We start from the raw sequence: 14687 nt of genomic DNA, 5'->3' as shown, positions 1-14687 counted from the left end.
ATAATAATAAGGTAAAAAATGTCACATTACGAAGCCCCGATAAGGGAACCTTTAATTATTGGTCACAAAACCTATCACGATATCACAGAAGATATCGCTAGACCTATCGAAGAAAGAGCAGGAAAACTGTGGTGGATTTCATTTTGGGCCTCTTTAGTTTTATTCATCTATGGTTTTGGATGTATTGCTTACACCATTGGTACAGGTATTGGTGCTTGGGGACTTAACAGAACTATCAACTGGGGTTGGGATATTACCAACTTCGTATGGTGGGTAGGGATTGGTCACGCAGGTACTTTGATTTCCGCAGTACTATTATTATTTAGACAAAGATGGAGAATGTCTGTAAACCGTTCAGCGGAAGCAATGACCATCTTCGCCGTTGTACAGGCTGCCATCTTCCCTGTAATCCATATGGGTAGAGTATGGGTTGGTTATTGGGTATTTCCAATTCCTAACCAGTTTGGTTCTCTTTGGACTAACTTTAACTCTCCACTCCTTTGGGATGTATTTGCAATTTCTACGTACTTCTCAGTTTCTACAGTATTCTGGTTTGTAGGGCTAATTCCAGACTTTGCAATGATTAGAGATAGAGCTAAAACACCTTGGACTAAGAAAATCTACACATTCTTAGCATTCGGATGGGGAGGTAAGGCAAAACATTGGCAGAGATTTGAAGAGGTATCTTTGGTATTGGCAGGTTTGGCTACGCCATTGGTATTCTCAGTGCACACTACGGTATCGTTTGACTTCGCCACTTCCGTAATCAAAGGTTGGCACTCTACCATCTATCCTCCTTACTTCGTAGCAGGAGCTATTTTCTCAGGATTTGCTATGGTACAGACACTATTGCTTGTTGCAAGAAAAGTTTGTAACCTAGAGGAATATATCACAATGTACCACATAGAGATTATGAACATCGTAATCATTGTAACGGGTGGTATGGTAACAGTGGCTTACGCTGTAGAGTACTTCATCGCTTGGTATTCTGGTACTAGATTTGAAGACTTTGCTTACCTTACTCCGGGTGCTGCTACAGGACCTTATTGGTGGGCATTCTGGGCGTTGATTATCTGTAACTTGGTAGTGCCTGCATTGTTCTGGTTCAAGAAGGTTAGAACCAATATCATTGCAACATTCCTTATTGCTTTGGTAATTAACATCGGTATGTGGTTTGAGCGTTTTGACATCATCGTTATCAACTTGTCTAGAGACTACCTACCTGGTTCTTGGACAATGTTTAAGCCAACCATCATTGATGTAGGCGTTTATTTAGGAACAATAGGTTTCTTCGGCGTATTATTCCTACTTTACGCAAGAACATTCCCTGTGATTGCACAGGCTGAATTGAAGTCTATTTTGAAAATTTCTGGTGAAACTTATAAAGCAAAAGAAGGAGATGAGCACCACTAAAATTATATATGGTCTTTACGCTGATGATGACGATTTAATGAACGGCGTAAAAGCTTTCAGAGAGAAAGGAATTGAAATCAACGAGGTTTATACTCCATTCCCTGTGCACGGATTAGATAAAGCATTAGGCTTGAAGAAAACAAGAATTTCTGATGCAGCATTCATCTACGCTTGTTATGGTGTATCCATCGGAGCATTGGTGACTTGGTACACGATGAATCACGATTGGCCACAGAACATTGGTGGTAAGCCAGCCTTTGATTGGGCTCACAATATGCCTGCTTTCGTAGTCCCTATGTTTGAGCTAATGGTATTCTGTGCTGCTCACTTGATGTCCCTTACATTCTTTGTTAGAAATAAAATGTATCCAGGAGCTCCAGCTCAAAACCCAGATCCTCGTACTACCGATGATAAGTTTATGATGGAGTTCGTAAGTGATGATGTGGATAAAATAAAACAACTCCTTATAGAAACAGGAGCTGAAGAAATAACCGTAAAAGATGCTTAATATGAAAAGAAATATTTTAAAAATTACAGCAGTCTTAGGTTTTGCAAGCTTGGTACTTTCTTCTTGTGGAAATGGTAACCCACCTTTGGTATGGTTTCCAGATATGTACTTTCCAGTAGCGTATGATCCTTTGCAAAAAGCTGAAGATGCTTACTCTAAGCACGATAATGAAATCCCTGCATTTGTAAAGCAAAATGGTGCTACAGGACTGACTCCAGTAGAAGGAACTGTTCCGCAGGATAAAGATGGTATTTTTGCAGAAGCATTGTTGCCTAAAAATGTAGATGAGTATAATGCAGGATATGAAGCTTCTAAAAGCGTTACCGTTTCTCCTCTAAATGCAACCAACTTAGAGAAAGATTTGGAGAGAGGAAAGCTATTGTATGAGAAAACTTGTGCTGCTTGCCACGGTACTGCTGGAGATGGGCAAGGTTCTATCGTACAATCTGGTGCTTATTCTGGTGTTCCAAACTATGCAGATAGACAAGTAACTTTAGGAAGCGTTCACTATGTGATTGTGAATGGTAGAAACGCAATGGGCTCGTATGCAGGGCAACTGAGTCCAGGGGATAGATGGAGAGTCGCAATGTATGTGATGAACGAGTTTAAGGGAGGTACAGCCTCTGCTGCTACAGCTGTAGCAAGTGATTCTACTGCAACTAAATAAATTTAAAAGACAGAAAAAATGTATAATTTTTCACCTAAATTAAGATTATTATCTTTCGTATTTATCATCGCAGGATTGGTTCTTTTTGCTACTGGATATTTCATCAACAAAGGATACGATAGCACTGCGGTAGAACATATGATGGAGGCAGTACACGCTTCTGGGCATACTGCTCCTACCCACTCTAGCGAATTGGTAGGCCCGCAAGATCATCAGGCTCATCTAGAGCACGCTACGCATCAGGTACACAATGCTCCTTTGGCATCTTTGCACTTTGTGGCGGTATTTTTCTTTGCTGCTTCTTGCTGTGTGCTATTTTTCTACTCTATTCAGCACGTGGCTCACGCAGGATGGTCTATTATTGTAACAAGAGTAATGGAGGCTATCGCTTCTTTTATTCCTTGGGCTGGGATATTTTGCATCATCGTGATGATTCTCAATGTAATGCATATAGGGCATCTATTCCATTGGATGGATCCTACTTTGGTAGATCCTAATCACCCTAATTTTGATGTGATTACGCTTGAGAAAAGCAAGTTCTTGAATACCAATTGGTATGTGATTAGAAATATTTTCTATGTAGCAGGAGCGTCTTTCTTTGCTTGGAAATTGAGAAGCCAATCTAAAAAAGTAGATGAAACTAAGTCTCTAAGAGAATATCAAATGCTTTACAGATGGTCTGTAGGATATATTGCATTCTTCGGTTTTGCTTCTGTAGGTTGGGCTTGGGATTGGCTAATGTCTATAGACCACCACTGGTATTCTACAATGTATGTATGGTATGCTATGGTAAGCTGCTTGGCTACAGCGGTAGCACTTATCATCATCGTAAGTGTTTATCTTAAAAAGAAAGGCTTTTTGCCAGAGTTTAATGACAACCACTTGCACGATTTAGGAAAATTCCTTTTTGCTACTTCTATGCTTTGGACTTATACTTGGTTCTGTCAGTTTATGCTATATTGGTATGCGAATGTTCCAGAAGAGGTTAATTACTTCTTCGGCAGATTTGAGCACTATGCACCTACATTCCTTCCAATGCTGATTCTTAACTTCTTGGTACCGTTATTGGTATTGGTGAGTTCAAGCATCAAGAGAAACTACAAGGTGGTAACTTCTATGGCGGTATTGGTAGTGATAGGACATATTGTAGATTACTTCAATATGGTAATGCCAGGAACTGTAGGACCTTATTGGAATAACATCGCTGTTCTTCTTTTAGTGATAGGAGCGGTAGTGTTCTTCGTAGGATTGTTCACATTCGCTGTGATGACAATGCTTACCAAACTGAAATTAATCCCTACAGGAAACCCATTTGTACACGAGTCTAAAATTTATGAATATCCATTCTAATGTTTTAGAAGTTTTATAATAAAAAATCCCACGCAGTTTTGTGTGGGATTCTTTGTTTTATTTCAGTTAATAATCTGCTATCTTTGCACCTTTAAAAATGGAAGTTATGACACACGATATCGCCTCACAAATCATCTATGAAGACAATCACCTCCTTGTCATTAATAAAAAGGTAGGACAGCTTGTGCAAGGCGATAAAACGGGTGATGCCTCGCTGTTGGAACTGATTAAAGCTTTTATTAAAAAGCGAGATGAAAAGCCAGGCAATGTTTTTCTTGGGCTGGTACATCGCATTGATAGACCTACTTCTGGTTTGGTAATCTATGCTAAGACATCTAAGGCTCTTTCCCGATTGACACAGATGGTGAAAAACCGAGAAATAGAGAAAACCTATTGGGCAATTGTGGCAAAAGAGATGCTTCCTCAAAGCCAAAGGCTGGTGCATTATCTCAAAAAGAACGAAAAAAATAATAAAGCCATTGTTTTTCCAAAACCTACCGATGGGGCTAAAGAAGCCATTTTATCGTATCATCTCATCAAAGTTTTAGATAATTATCAATTGTTAGAAATAGACCTTGAAACAGGGCGGCATCACCAGATTCGGGCACAGCTTTCCAAAATAGGCGTTCCCATTAAGGGGGATTTAAAGTACGGCTCACCGCGTTCTAATCCAGATGGGGGAATATCGCTTCACGCCAGAAGATTACAATTCGTACATCCCGTAACGAAAGAAAAAATGGATATTACAGCTCCCGTACCCCAAAATGATGCGGTGTGGCGTGCTGCTGAAGAAAAATAAGATTACAGAAAGAAAAAAGAGGAAAGAAGAAAGAGAAAAGACTCTAGCATCTAACCTCCAACCTCTAACTTCTAACTTCTAATTTCTAACTTCTAACTTCTAACTTCTAACCTCTAATTCTATACTTTTGAAACTCAACCGATATTATTTTTTTGCATTGTTGTCCTATTTCCTATGGGGATTTTTCAGTTTGGCATTGAAACCCATTGCCCACGAATCTTCATTGGATATTTTGTTTTTTAGGATATTATTATCCGTAGTTATCATCTTAATGATTGCGGTAACTATAAAAAGAGATACTATAAAAATAGCGTTGAAACGCTTCCGAAATTTTACAATTAAAGAGAAAAAACAAGCTTTGGGTTGGAACCTTTTGGGAGGAGGTCTGTTGGGGTTTAATTGGTTTTTGTTTATCTATGTGGTCAATCAGGTGAATGTACAGACGGCATCTTATGCGTATTTAATTTGTCCTATTATCACCTCAATGCTTTCGTTTGTACTACTGAGGGAAAACGCCAGTTGGGACCAGCTTATTGCGATGTTGCTTTGTTTGGTAGGCTGTGCCTTGTACTATATTTCAGACCCCAATAATCTTCTTTTTGCTTTTCTTATCGCTTTAAGCTATGCTTTGTTTTTGATTTCTCAGAAGAAAAATCAGTTTTTTGATAAATTTACCACGCTCATTATCCAGCTGATAACGGTGTTTATTTTGGCGGTTCCGTATTATATTTTTAAGGGTTTTCATTTTCCTACCGATGCAGCGTTTTATCTTTTTACAGGGATTATTGCTTTGTTTTTTACCATTATTCCGTTGTATATGAATCTGTATGCTTTGCAGGGCGTAGCGGCATCTACCGTAGGCATTCTCATTTATATCAATCCCATTATTTCCTTTTTACTCTCGGTGTATTACTTTAATGAACCTATCCATTGGATACAGATATTAGCTTACATTTTGATTGCGATTTCTATTCTTGTTTTTAATATTAAGACTTTAATGAAAGTCGGAAGGTAATATTGCTATTAAACGGATATTTTTTTGTAAATAAAAATTTTCATTTGAACTTAGACTATAGGAGAATATTTATTTAGAATCAATATAAATTTTTAACATTCTGTGATTTTTGTCATATAAAATTTGCATAGTTTTAGTTTTAGTTTTAGTTTTAGTTTTGAACCACTAACATTAAACCCCGTTAGTTGATTTATTATGAGAAAAGTGTTATTAGTGGCAGCTCTTGGAGTTGCTGGTGTAATGAGTGCTATGACAGGTGATAAAGCACAAGTCGAGAAACAAATGCAAACTACTCAATCTATTTCTACTGAAGTAAAAATGATAGGAGGTTGGTGTGAAATTAGTATATATAGAAATAATGTGTTGGTAGATTACTCTTTTACCTATGAAGCATCAGAAACTGCATGTAAGGCAAAAGCACTAGCAATGCAATTTGAGGCTCAAATAGCAGATTTACGCTAACTTAATTAAATGATAGCCATAAAAACAATGTGAACTTAAAAATAAGAATTACTATTTTTCAAGTGCTTGTTTTTGTGGCTATATTTTTTTAATATGAAACATATACTAATCATTTTAATTGCGTTATTCTCAGGTTTAAAGGCACAGACTTATGAGTTGGTTTATGCTCTGACCGTGATAGAATACCCTTCCGAAAGAACACTGAAAGATACTGGTAAGTTGCTGGTAGATACCCAATCTAAAGAGATGCTCTATACCGTGGCGTTTGGTTCGCAAGATGTGGATAATGAGGTGAGAAATTTGAATGGTGGTGCTATGGCTCTTCCGCGGACGCCTTATAACTATACGCTTTTTACCAATGCAGAACAGAAATTCTTGATTAAAGATTTTATACAAGGAAAATATTATGAATTGGAAGACCAAGCGAACATCCATTGGAAACCATCCAATGAAACCAAAATGAAAAATAATATTAAACTGAAAAAAGCCACTGCTGATTTTCGTGGTAGAACTTATACAGCTTGGTATGATGATTCGGCTAAATTTAATGCCAATCCTTGGAAGTTCGTAGGCTTGAAAGGTATCGTTTATGAAGTGCAAGATGATAATGGAAGACACACTTGGGAATTGATAAAATATGAGAAAACCAATGCTTCTCTGAAAAATCCTTTTGACCCTGCCGCGACAATGGTTTCGTATCGCCAATATCCAAAACTGCGTTATGCTTTGTCTGAAAAATTGGAAAAAGCATTGAGCCAAAATCCGAATAGAACCATCTTTGAGCAACCAAGAGTAGATTTAGAAATAAAATTTGAATGGGAATAATGAAGCGTTTGATGTTCAGATTCACTTTGATGGCTTGTGTGCTGCTCTCTGTGGTTGCCTTTGGTCAAAATCTTTTGGTGTCTTATCTGGTGGATTATCAGCCACAGAAAAACGATTCCCATCGTGAGGTAGATGAATGGGTTTTAAACTACGATTCAGAAAAACACGAATCTTTATTTTTACCTAAGAATACCGAGCCTAAAGATAGATTTAATACTTTGGTCTTTAAGAAAATATCTAAAAACCAATGGGCGATTTTGCAACCTGTTTTTAATAGATATTACCGAACGCCTTACGCAGAACAACCTGCTTGGATTTTGCATACTGAGAAAAAGGAAATCTTGGGCTATGTGGTGCACCGTGCTACCACGCATTTGGGCGGTAGAAAATGGGAAGCGTGGTTTTGTAGAGAGTTACCCTTTGCTGATGGACCATATAAATTCTCGGGTTTGCCAGGTTTGGTATTGGAGGTTTCTTCTGAGGATAAGGAATATAAATTTACTGCAAACGGTATAGAGCAATCTAAACAGAATATCGTAATGCTAAACTTTACTTTTATCAATAATGAGGATTTTACGATGCTGAAAAACAAAAGCTTTAACGACCCATCTGGGCAGATGACTTCTATAATGAAAGCCAGCAATCTGAATGTATCCGTGAGTTTTAATGGTAATGAAATTAGTAGCCAAAGACTTAATGAATCTCTGAACGAGACTTATAGACAATGGGCAGAGAAACACAATAATCCCATAGAGATAGGTGATATTTGGTTTTATTGATGGAAGTTTCATCACCAAGCGATACAATATTAATTTTCTTTAACGCCATTGTGGGGTTGGAATCATTTAACTATATTCGTTGTGTTAAAATAAATTCTTAAAGGAAAGTATTGTGAAAAAGTTGTCTATTTTATTCCTTTTTTCTCTGATGAGTTTTATGGCGTACTCTCAAAACACGGTTAGAGTATATTATCAATTGGAAAGCAAAACCAATCTAAAGCCAGAAACGCCATCTATGGTAGATGTGTATATACTTGAAATTGACACCAAAAAACAGACTTCAAAATTTTTTAATGCGACTTACAAATCTATTGATTCTGTATATTCAAGATTGGCTGAACTTTCAAGTTTGAATGGAAGTGTATCCTTTGATGCAAGAAAATTAAGATTTCCTAAGTTTAATATAGGCGTGGTGGATGATGGTAAGGGATATGATGTTTTTAGAATATTTGATGGAGATATTTATAAATATTCTGAGAAAAAAAATACCCAATGGAGCATTGGGGGTATTGCTGAAAAAATAGATGGTTATGAAACCAAAAAGGCTACGGCAAAAATCAATGGCAGAGAATGGGAGGTTTATTTTGCTACAGAACTTCCGCTTTCTTTCGGACCTTATGTATTAGGGCAACTTCCGGGGTTGGTATTATTGGCAAAGGATCGTACGGGGTCGTACTCTTTTAGAATGATAGGTTTAGAAAAAAATGTAGAAGACAATGATTTTCTGCCATCGCCTTTCGGAAGAGCTATAAAAACGACAAAGGCAAAATATAAAAAGGCTTTTGAAAACTTTAAAAAAGACCCAGCAAGAAAATTGAGAGAGAATATTGCAACCCAGCCTGATGGCGATTATATGAAGCTTGCTAATCCCCTCCCAGCGGACTATATTAAGAGAAAGGAAGAGGAATGGAAACAATACTATAAGGATAATGATAACGATATTGACAAGGAGAAGTTTTAATTTACCAGATTAGAATCTCCGTACTCAGTAGGAGGTCTTATATCAATTAAACCATAAAAACACTCGTAAATATTTTAAGGTAATGATGATTAGAGGTGATGGATTTTACTTTTTGATTGTCCATAGCGTTTAAGGTTTCGTGGAGCCATTATTTGAGAAGCTCCATATTTTCAAAAGTCTTGTTTTTAAAGCGTTTTTTTATGTATTGCCAAACTTGTTCACAGGGATTCAATATCCGAATAGAATCATCCACCTCGCCTTGTATATTTAGCTCTATGCCATAAACAGACCATCAACAGAATCTTCAAAAATGGTATCTTTATCAATGTTTTCAACCCGCCATTTGCCCACTCCTTGCTGACCACAAGAAGATAGTAACACTAATTATGTTTATTTTTCCGCCAAGATACAAAAACAACTAAGTGCAACAAAAAAAGATTTTAAAATTTATTCTTCAGTTCATCTAATGGGAGTTCTATAAAACATTTTTTACCATCGGGGGTGTAATTTGGGAAGCCAATCTTGGTATAATCCTTCAGCAAAGATTCTACATCGTGCTTGTAGATGAAGTCAAAACGAGATTTAGACTGAAACTTATTCCATTGGGCATCATAGAAACTCATAAAATCTTCTTCAGTTCTATAATCTAAAACTTCAAAAACGGTTTCCAAAAATTTTATCGCTTGGCTTTCCTTTAGCCCCTCAGGAAGAGCCTCTATACGCAGTACATTATCCTGAGCCAAAGTCATTTCAAAACCAAGACCAGGCAGATACTTTTTTATGGATTTGTATTTATTTTTCTCCATTTCATTCAGATGGTATTCCAAAGAAAACAGCAGAGATTGGCGTTCCACACTGCGTTTTTTATCTTTATTTTTCTCCGCAATCAAAACCCGATGCATCCTACCTAAATCCAACATCAGTGTTTTATCCCCTTGATTGAAAATCCAATATCCATTGGGCAATCGCATCAAATCTTCATCAAACTCCTCATCCTCAAATAGATTGATTTTAGAAGGCTCCGCCGAAATATTTTGTGCAAACATCTCTTGCAGATTTATCACCTCTTCTTTTGATGGTACTGCATTACCCTCACTTTTGAATGGGTTAAAACCCCTACTAACCGATACTGAGCTTGGCTTAAAATTCATTGCACTCTCTGCTGGCTTAGCATTAAGAAAAGCATCCATCTGCGGGTCTTTATCAAAATCCAAACTCGGAGCCACATTGTAAATCCCCAATGCTTTTTTCACTGTAGAGCGGATAAGGGCAAAAATTAGATTTTCATCTTCAAACTTCACTTCCGTTTTCTGAGGATGGATGTTCACATCTATTCGCTCTGGTTCCACTTCCAAAAAGAGAAAAAACGAAGGTACATAGCCTGGCTGAAGCAATCCCTCAAAAGCATCTTGAACCGCACGATTGAGGTAAGGACTTTTAAAAAATCTATGATTTACGAAAAAAAATTGTTCACCGCGGGTTTTCTTAGCTCCTTCAGGCTTTGCCACATAGCCATTCAGTTTTATCCAATCCAAATCCTCTTTGATAGGCACCAACAGCGGTTGCAGTTTCCTTCCAAAAACCTCCACAATGCGTTGCATAGGCGTTCCCCTTCTCAGGCGAAACACCGCTTCATCATTATGAAACAAATCAAACTCAATATTAGGATGTGCCAATGCCACCCTCTGAAATTCATCTATAATATGCCTAAACTCTACATTATCATTTTTTAAAAACTTCCTACGAGCTGGCACATTATAAAACAAATTTTTCACCGAAAAACTAGAACCTTCCACCGTCTGTACAGGCTCCTGAAACTGCAACATTCCTCCTTCTATATAAACATTGGTTCCCGTTACAGCATCTTGCTTTTTAGTTTTTAGCTCCACCTGTGCTACTGCAGCAATAGACGCCAATGCCTCACCACGAAACCCTTTAGAAGTAATATTAAAAATATCATCTGTGGAACGAATTTTAGAAGTAGCGTGCCTTTCAAACGCCATCCGAGCATCGGTTTCAGACATTCCTATTCCATTATCTACCACTTGCACCAGATTTTTTCCAGCATCTCGCACAATGAGTTCCACCTTAGTTGCTTGTGCGTCTATGGCATTCTCCAAAAGCTCCTTCACTATAGATGCAGGCCTCTGCGCCACTTCCCCAGCAGCAATCTGATTGGCAACGTGGTCTGGCAATAGTTGTATAATATCTGACATTGACATAATATTTCGCCTGCAAAAATAATCATTTGAAATGGGAATTTTTCCACCTCATCGGAAAAGATTTCCCCAGAGTTTTCCGCAAAAAAAATCTATTTTTATACCTTTGCTAAAAATATTTCTACCTTGGATATAGCGTTCTACCATAATCAGGCAAAGCAAAAACAAAAGGAACACAAGAAGTTTCTAGACACCCTTAAAAAACACCCGCCTAAAAACCTAGATTACCTCTCCCAAGACACTCACGAAGCGGTTTTTGAAACCATCGATTGCCTGCAATGTGCCAACTGCTGCAAAACCACAGGGCCTCTCTACACTGAGAAAGACATCCTACGCATAGCCAAACATCTCAAAATAAAACCCGCTGATTTTGAACACCAATACCTAAAAACCGATGAGGACAACGATAAAGTTTTACAACAACTCCCTTGCCCTTTTTTAAACGAGGATAACACCTGCTATATCTACGAGGTTCGCCCGAAAGCCTGCCGAGAATTCCCCCATACCGATAGACAAAAAGTATATCAAATCAACCACCTAACCATCAAAAACACCCTCATCTGCCCCGCCGCCTACACTTGGGTAGAAAAAATGAAACAACAGTTGCAGAGATAGAACAGACTCAAACTTAGCCTGGTTAGTGATAAGCAGTAAGTTTTAACCAAATCACGCAACAAACTTTTATCCAACAGGAAACACACTTTATCTCCCATATCATAAATAATTATCAACCAATCCATTCACCTTTCGGTTGATATAAAGAAAATCAAAAGATAAAGTTTCTACACCAACTGCCATTTTGGCATAAAATTCCGTATCTTTGCAGACTAATCCTTATTCAAGGTTTAATGTTTTTTTATTCAAGGGAAATGGTTGTTTTCATTCCATCTACCCTGAACTTTAAATATTGAACTTTGAACATAAAAACATTTCAATCGTGCAAGAAAAATACATAGACGAAAATAAACAGGGCGAAGCCTATGCTATCGCCGATAAAGAAGGAAATACCAAAAAACTATTTTTGGAAAGCTATGGCTGCCAGATGAACTTTTCTGATAGCGAAATCGTAGCTTCCATCCTCAACGAACAAGGCTACAACACCACCCTAAAAGTGGAAGAAGCTGATTTGATTCTGCTCAACACCTGCTCCATTCGCGAGAAAGCGGAGCAAACCGTTCGCAACCGATTGTCCACCTTCAAAAACCTGAAAAAAGACAAGCCCTCACTTACCGTAGGGGTTCTCGGCTGTATGGCAGAACGCTTAAAATCTAAATTTTTAGAAGAAGAACATTTGGTAGATTTGGTGGTTGGTCCAGATGCTTACCGCGATTTGCCTAACCTCTTGAAAGAAACTGAAAGTGGAAAAGACGCCATCAATGTGATTCTTTCCAAAGAAGAAACCTATGCAGATATTTCTCCCGTTCGCTTGGGAGGCAATGGCGTTACGGCCTTCGTTACCATTACCCGCGGTTGTGATAATATGTGTACCTTCTGCGTGGTTCCTTTCACCAGAGGGCGAGAGCGAAGCCGAGACCCACACTCCATTTTGGAAGAGTGCAAAGACCTTTGGAACAATGGCTACAAGGAAGTAACCCTTTTGGGGCAAAATGTGGATTCTTACCTTTGGTATGGTGGTGGTCCGAAAAAAGATTTTGATAAAGCCTCCGAAATGCAAAAGGCAACAGCCGTTCGTTTCGCCCAACTTTTAGAAATGGTTGCCAAAGAACTACCCGAAATGAGAATTCGTTTTGCGACTTCCAACCCACAAGATATGAGCCTTGATGTGTTCCGAATGATGGCAAAATATCCTAATATTTGCAAATATGTACATCTTCCCGTACAAAGTGGAAGCAATAATATGCTAAAAGCAATGAACCGACAGCATACGCGTGAAGAGTATTTAGAGTTGATTCGCGAAGCCAAAAAAATCGTTCCAGAGATTGCCTTCTCCCAAGATATGATTGTAGGCTTCTGTGGCGAAACAGAAGAAGACCACCAAGATACGCTATCGCTAATGCAAGAGGTAGAGTACGACTATGGCTATATGTTTGCCTACTCCGAAAGACCTGGAACGCCCGCTCACAAGAAAATGGAAGACAATGTTCCTGCAGAGGTAAAACAACGCCGTTTGTCCGAAGTTATCGCATTACAAGGGCAACTCTCTAAACAAAGAATGGCATCCTATGTAGGACGCACCCACGAAATCTTGATAGAAGGAACCTCCAAAAAGAATGAAAACCAATGGAAGGGAAGAAATTCTCAAAATGCCGTTTGTGTTTTTGATAAACAAGAAGGACAAAAAGTGGGCGATTTGGTCAATGTTTTCGTGTATGATAATACGCAGGGAACATTGATAGGGAGAGTGGAATAACGATAAAAGCCATCATTACAAAATATATAATTAAATGACTGATTTACAAAATATAAAAAATCGTTTTGGAATTATTGGAAATTACCCCGTACTCAATAGAGCGATAGAAAAAGCCATACAAGTAGCCCCCACGGACATTTCCGTTTTGGTTATCGGGGAATCTGGAGTAGGAAAAGAGCATATCCCGAAAATCATTCACGCGGAATCTCGACGAAAGCACCAGCCCTACATTGTGGTCAATTGTGGTGCGATTCCCGAGGGAACCATAGATTCTGAACTTTTCGGGCACGAAAAAGGAGCCTTCACAGGGGCTACCTCCACCAGAAAAGGCTACTTTGAGGTAGCAGATGGAGGAACCATTTTCTTAGATGAAGTGGGCGAATTGCCATTGCAAACCCAAGTGCGTTTGCTTCGCGTTTTGGAAAGTGGAGAATTTATGAAAGTAGGATCTTCCCAAGTGCAGAAAACCAATGTGAGAATTGTAGCGGCTACCAATGTCAATATGATGAAAGCCATCCAAGACGGGCGTTTCAGAGAAGACCTTTATTATAGACTCAATACGGTGCAGATTGATATGCCACCTTTGAGAGAAAGAAAAGGCGACATCCATCTTTTGTTTAGAAAATTTGCAATTGATTTTGCAGAAAAATACCGTATGCCCGAATTGCGACTGACCGATGATGCGGTGCAATATTTGGAGCAATACCCCTTCCCAGGCAACATTCGCCAGCTGAGAAATCTGGTAGAGCAAATGACCGTAGTGGAACAAAACCGAGAGGTGAATGCCGTTCGTTTATCAGAGTATATTCCTATGGAAGCCCGGCTACCTGCCGTAGTGCAGAAAGGTGGAGGCACTTCTGGGTCAGATTTCAATTCCGAAAGGGAGATTATGTACAAAATCCTTTTCGATATGCGTAATGATATCAATGATTTAAAATCCTTAACTTTGGAGCTGATAAAGAACCGTGGCAATGCCGAGTTTAGCAGTTCGGAAAAAGGATTGATTAACCGAATTTACGCAACTGAAAACCAAGTGAGTAACCCTAATTCTTTATTGTATTTTGAAAACCCTGCGGCTGGCAATGTGGTCAACCCTACCATTATTTCCCAACCGAATGAGGAAGATTTTGAAGACATTGAAGAGATAGAAGTAGAAGAAACCCAACCAGAAACGCTTTCGCTTCAAAACAACGAAAAAGAACTGATTATAAAAGCGTTAGAAAAACACAAAGGACGAAGAAATAAAGCCGCAGACGAACTGGGAATTTCCCAAAGGACGCTTTATAGAAAAATAAAACAGTACAATTTAGAAGATTAA

14 protein-coding genes are annotated in these 14687 nt (G+C 38.5%); 13 read left to right on the top strand and 1 reads right to left on the bottom strand.

Annotated elements, in window-relative coordinates; translation table 11 throughout:
• The first annotated feature begins 18 nt into the window (after positions 1 to 18).
• From nrfD to ACFFUE_RS04040, 10 genes are all read left to right on the top strand, one after another.
• Positions 19 to 1413 (top strand): NrfD/PsrC family molybdoenzyme membrane anchor subunit, encoded by a 1395-nt coding sequence (gene nrfD / locus ACFFUE_RS04085; RefSeq protein WP_376832935.1) that lies wholly within the window; start codon positions 19 to 21, stop codon positions 1411 to 1413.
• Positions 1400 to 1921, top strand: coding sequence for a DUF3341 domain-containing protein (locus tag ACFFUE_RS04080; protein ID WP_327983462.1), 522 nt, complete (start codon positions 1400 to 1402; stop codon positions 1919 to 1921). Before nrfD ends, ACFFUE_RS04080 begins: the two co-directional genes overlap by 14 nt.
• Positions 1914 to 2588 (top strand): c-type cytochrome, encoded by a 675-nt coding sequence (locus tag ACFFUE_RS04075; protein ID WP_376832934.1) that lies wholly within the window; start codon positions 1914 to 1916, stop codon positions 2586 to 2588. Before ACFFUE_RS04080 ends, ACFFUE_RS04075 begins: the two co-directional genes overlap by 8 nt.
• A gap of 18 nt (positions 2589 to 2606) precedes the next feature.
• A complete protein-coding gene (locus ACFFUE_RS04070; protein ID WP_376832933.1) occupies positions 2607 to 3938 on the top strand; it encodes a quinol:cytochrome C oxidoreductase in 1332 nt (443 codons plus the stop codon).
• Between the two features lie 97 nt (positions 3939 to 4035).
• Complete coding sequence (locus ACFFUE_RS04065) at positions 4036 to 4737, top strand: RluA family pseudouridine synthase (RefSeq protein ID WP_376832932.1); 702 nt, start codon at positions 4036 to 4038, stop codon at positions 4735 to 4737.
• A gap of 127 nt (positions 4738 to 4864) precedes the next feature.
• A complete protein-coding gene (locus ACFFUE_RS04060) occupies positions 4865 to 5752 on the top strand; it encodes an EamA family transporter (RefSeq protein WP_376832931.1) in 888 nt (295 codons plus the stop codon).
• A gap of 204 nt (positions 5753 to 5956) precedes the next feature.
• Complete coding sequence (locus tag ACFFUE_RS04055; RefSeq protein WP_376832930.1) at positions 5957 to 6214, top strand: hypothetical protein; 258 nt, start codon at positions 5957 to 5959, stop codon at positions 6212 to 6214.
• A gap of 93 nt (positions 6215 to 6307) precedes the next feature.
• The gene (locus ACFFUE_RS04050) at positions 6308 to 7039 is read left to right on the top strand and encodes a GLPGLI family protein (RefSeq protein ID WP_376832929.1); all 732 of its coding nucleotides are present in this window, start codon (positions 6308 to 6310) and stop codon (positions 7037 to 7039) included.
• Positions 7030 to 7818 (top strand): GLPGLI family protein, encoded by a 789-nt coding sequence (locus ACFFUE_RS04045; protein WP_376832928.1) that lies wholly within the window; start codon positions 7030 to 7032, stop codon positions 7816 to 7818. Before ACFFUE_RS04050 ends, ACFFUE_RS04045 begins: the two co-directional genes overlap by 10 nt.
• Before the next feature lie 112 nt (positions 7819 to 7930).
• Positions 7931 to 8779 carry a GLPGLI family protein gene (locus ACFFUE_RS04040; protein WP_376832927.1) on the top strand — a complete coding sequence of 283 codons (849 nt, stop codon included), beginning with the start codon at positions 7931 to 7933 and terminating at the stop codon, positions 8777 to 8779.
• A gap of 440 nt (positions 8780 to 9219) precedes the next feature.
• Here ACFFUE_RS04040 and mutL read toward each other — a convergent pair whose 3' ends face one another.
• Entirely contained in the window at positions 9220 to 10995 is a 1776-nt protein-coding gene (gene mutL, locus ACFFUE_RS04035; RefSeq protein WP_376832926.1) for a DNA mismatch repair endonuclease MutL, read from the bottom strand.
• 129 nt (positions 10996 to 11124) lie between these two features.
• Between mutL and ACFFUE_RS04030 the strand changes: the two genes are divergently transcribed.
• The 3 genes from ACFFUE_RS04030 (at position 11125) to ACFFUE_RS04020 (ending at position 14687) form a co-directional block, all read left to right on the top strand.
• Positions 11125 to 11613 carry a YkgJ family cysteine cluster protein gene (locus ACFFUE_RS04030; protein WP_376832925.1) on the top strand — a complete coding sequence of 163 codons (489 nt, stop codon included), beginning with the start codon at positions 11125 to 11127 and terminating at the stop codon, positions 11611 to 11613.
• Between the two features lie 322 nt (positions 11614 to 11935).
• Positions 11936 to 13369: a tRNA (N6-isopentenyl adenosine(37)-C2)-methylthiotransferase MiaB gene (gene miaB / locus ACFFUE_RS04025; RefSeq protein WP_376833278.1), complete on the top strand. Its 1434-nt coding sequence runs from the start codon at positions 11936 to 11938 to the stop codon at positions 13367 to 13369.
• Between the two features lie 34 nt (positions 13370 to 13403).
• Positions 13404 to 14687 carry a sigma-54 interaction domain-containing protein gene (locus ACFFUE_RS04020; RefSeq protein ID WP_376832924.1) on the top strand — a complete coding sequence of 428 codons (1284 nt, stop codon included), beginning with the start codon at positions 13404 to 13406 and terminating at the stop codon, positions 14685 to 14687.

The sequence above is a fragment of the Bergeyella porcorum genome (assembly GCF_042427575.1).
Classification (GTDB): Bacteria; Bacteroidota; Bacteroidia; order Flavobacteriales; family Weeksellaceae; genus Bergeyella; species Bergeyella porcorum.
Note: the sequence above shows the minus strand (reverse complement) of the source record. Positions and strands in the feature narration are given on the sequence as shown.

Coding starts and splice junctions, on each gene's coding strand:
- nrfD (WP_376832935.1), top strand. CDS start 19: ATGTCACATTACGAAGCCCCGATAAGGGAACCTTTAATTATTGGTCAC.
- ACFFUE_RS04080 (WP_327983462.1), top strand. CDS start 1,400: ATGAGCACCACTAAAATTATATATGGTCTTTACGCTGATGATGACGAT.
- ACFFUE_RS04075 (WP_376832934.1), top strand. CDS start 1,914: ATGCTTAATATGAAAAGAAATATTTTAAAAATTACAGCAGTCTTAGGT.
- ACFFUE_RS04070 (WP_376832933.1), top strand. CDS start 2,607: ATGTATAATTTTTCACCTAAATTAAGATTATTATCTTTCGTATTTATC.
- ACFFUE_RS04065 (WP_376832932.1), top strand. CDS start 4,036: ATGGAAGTTATGACACACGATATCGCCTCACAAATCATCTATGAAGAC.
- ACFFUE_RS04050 (WP_376832929.1), top strand. CDS start 6,308: ATGAAACATATACTAATCATTTTAATTGCGTTATTCTCAGGTTTAAAG.
- ACFFUE_RS04045 (WP_376832928.1), top strand. CDS start 7,030: ATGGGAATAATGAAGCGTTTGATGTTCAGATTCACTTTGATGGCTTGT.
- mutL (WP_376832926.1), bottom strand. CDS start 10,995: ATGTCAGATATTATACAACTATTGCCAGACCACGTTGCCAATCAGATT.
- ACFFUE_RS04020 (WP_376832924.1), top strand. CDS start 13,404: ATGACTGATTTACAAAATATAAAAAATCGTTTTGGAATTATTGGAAAT.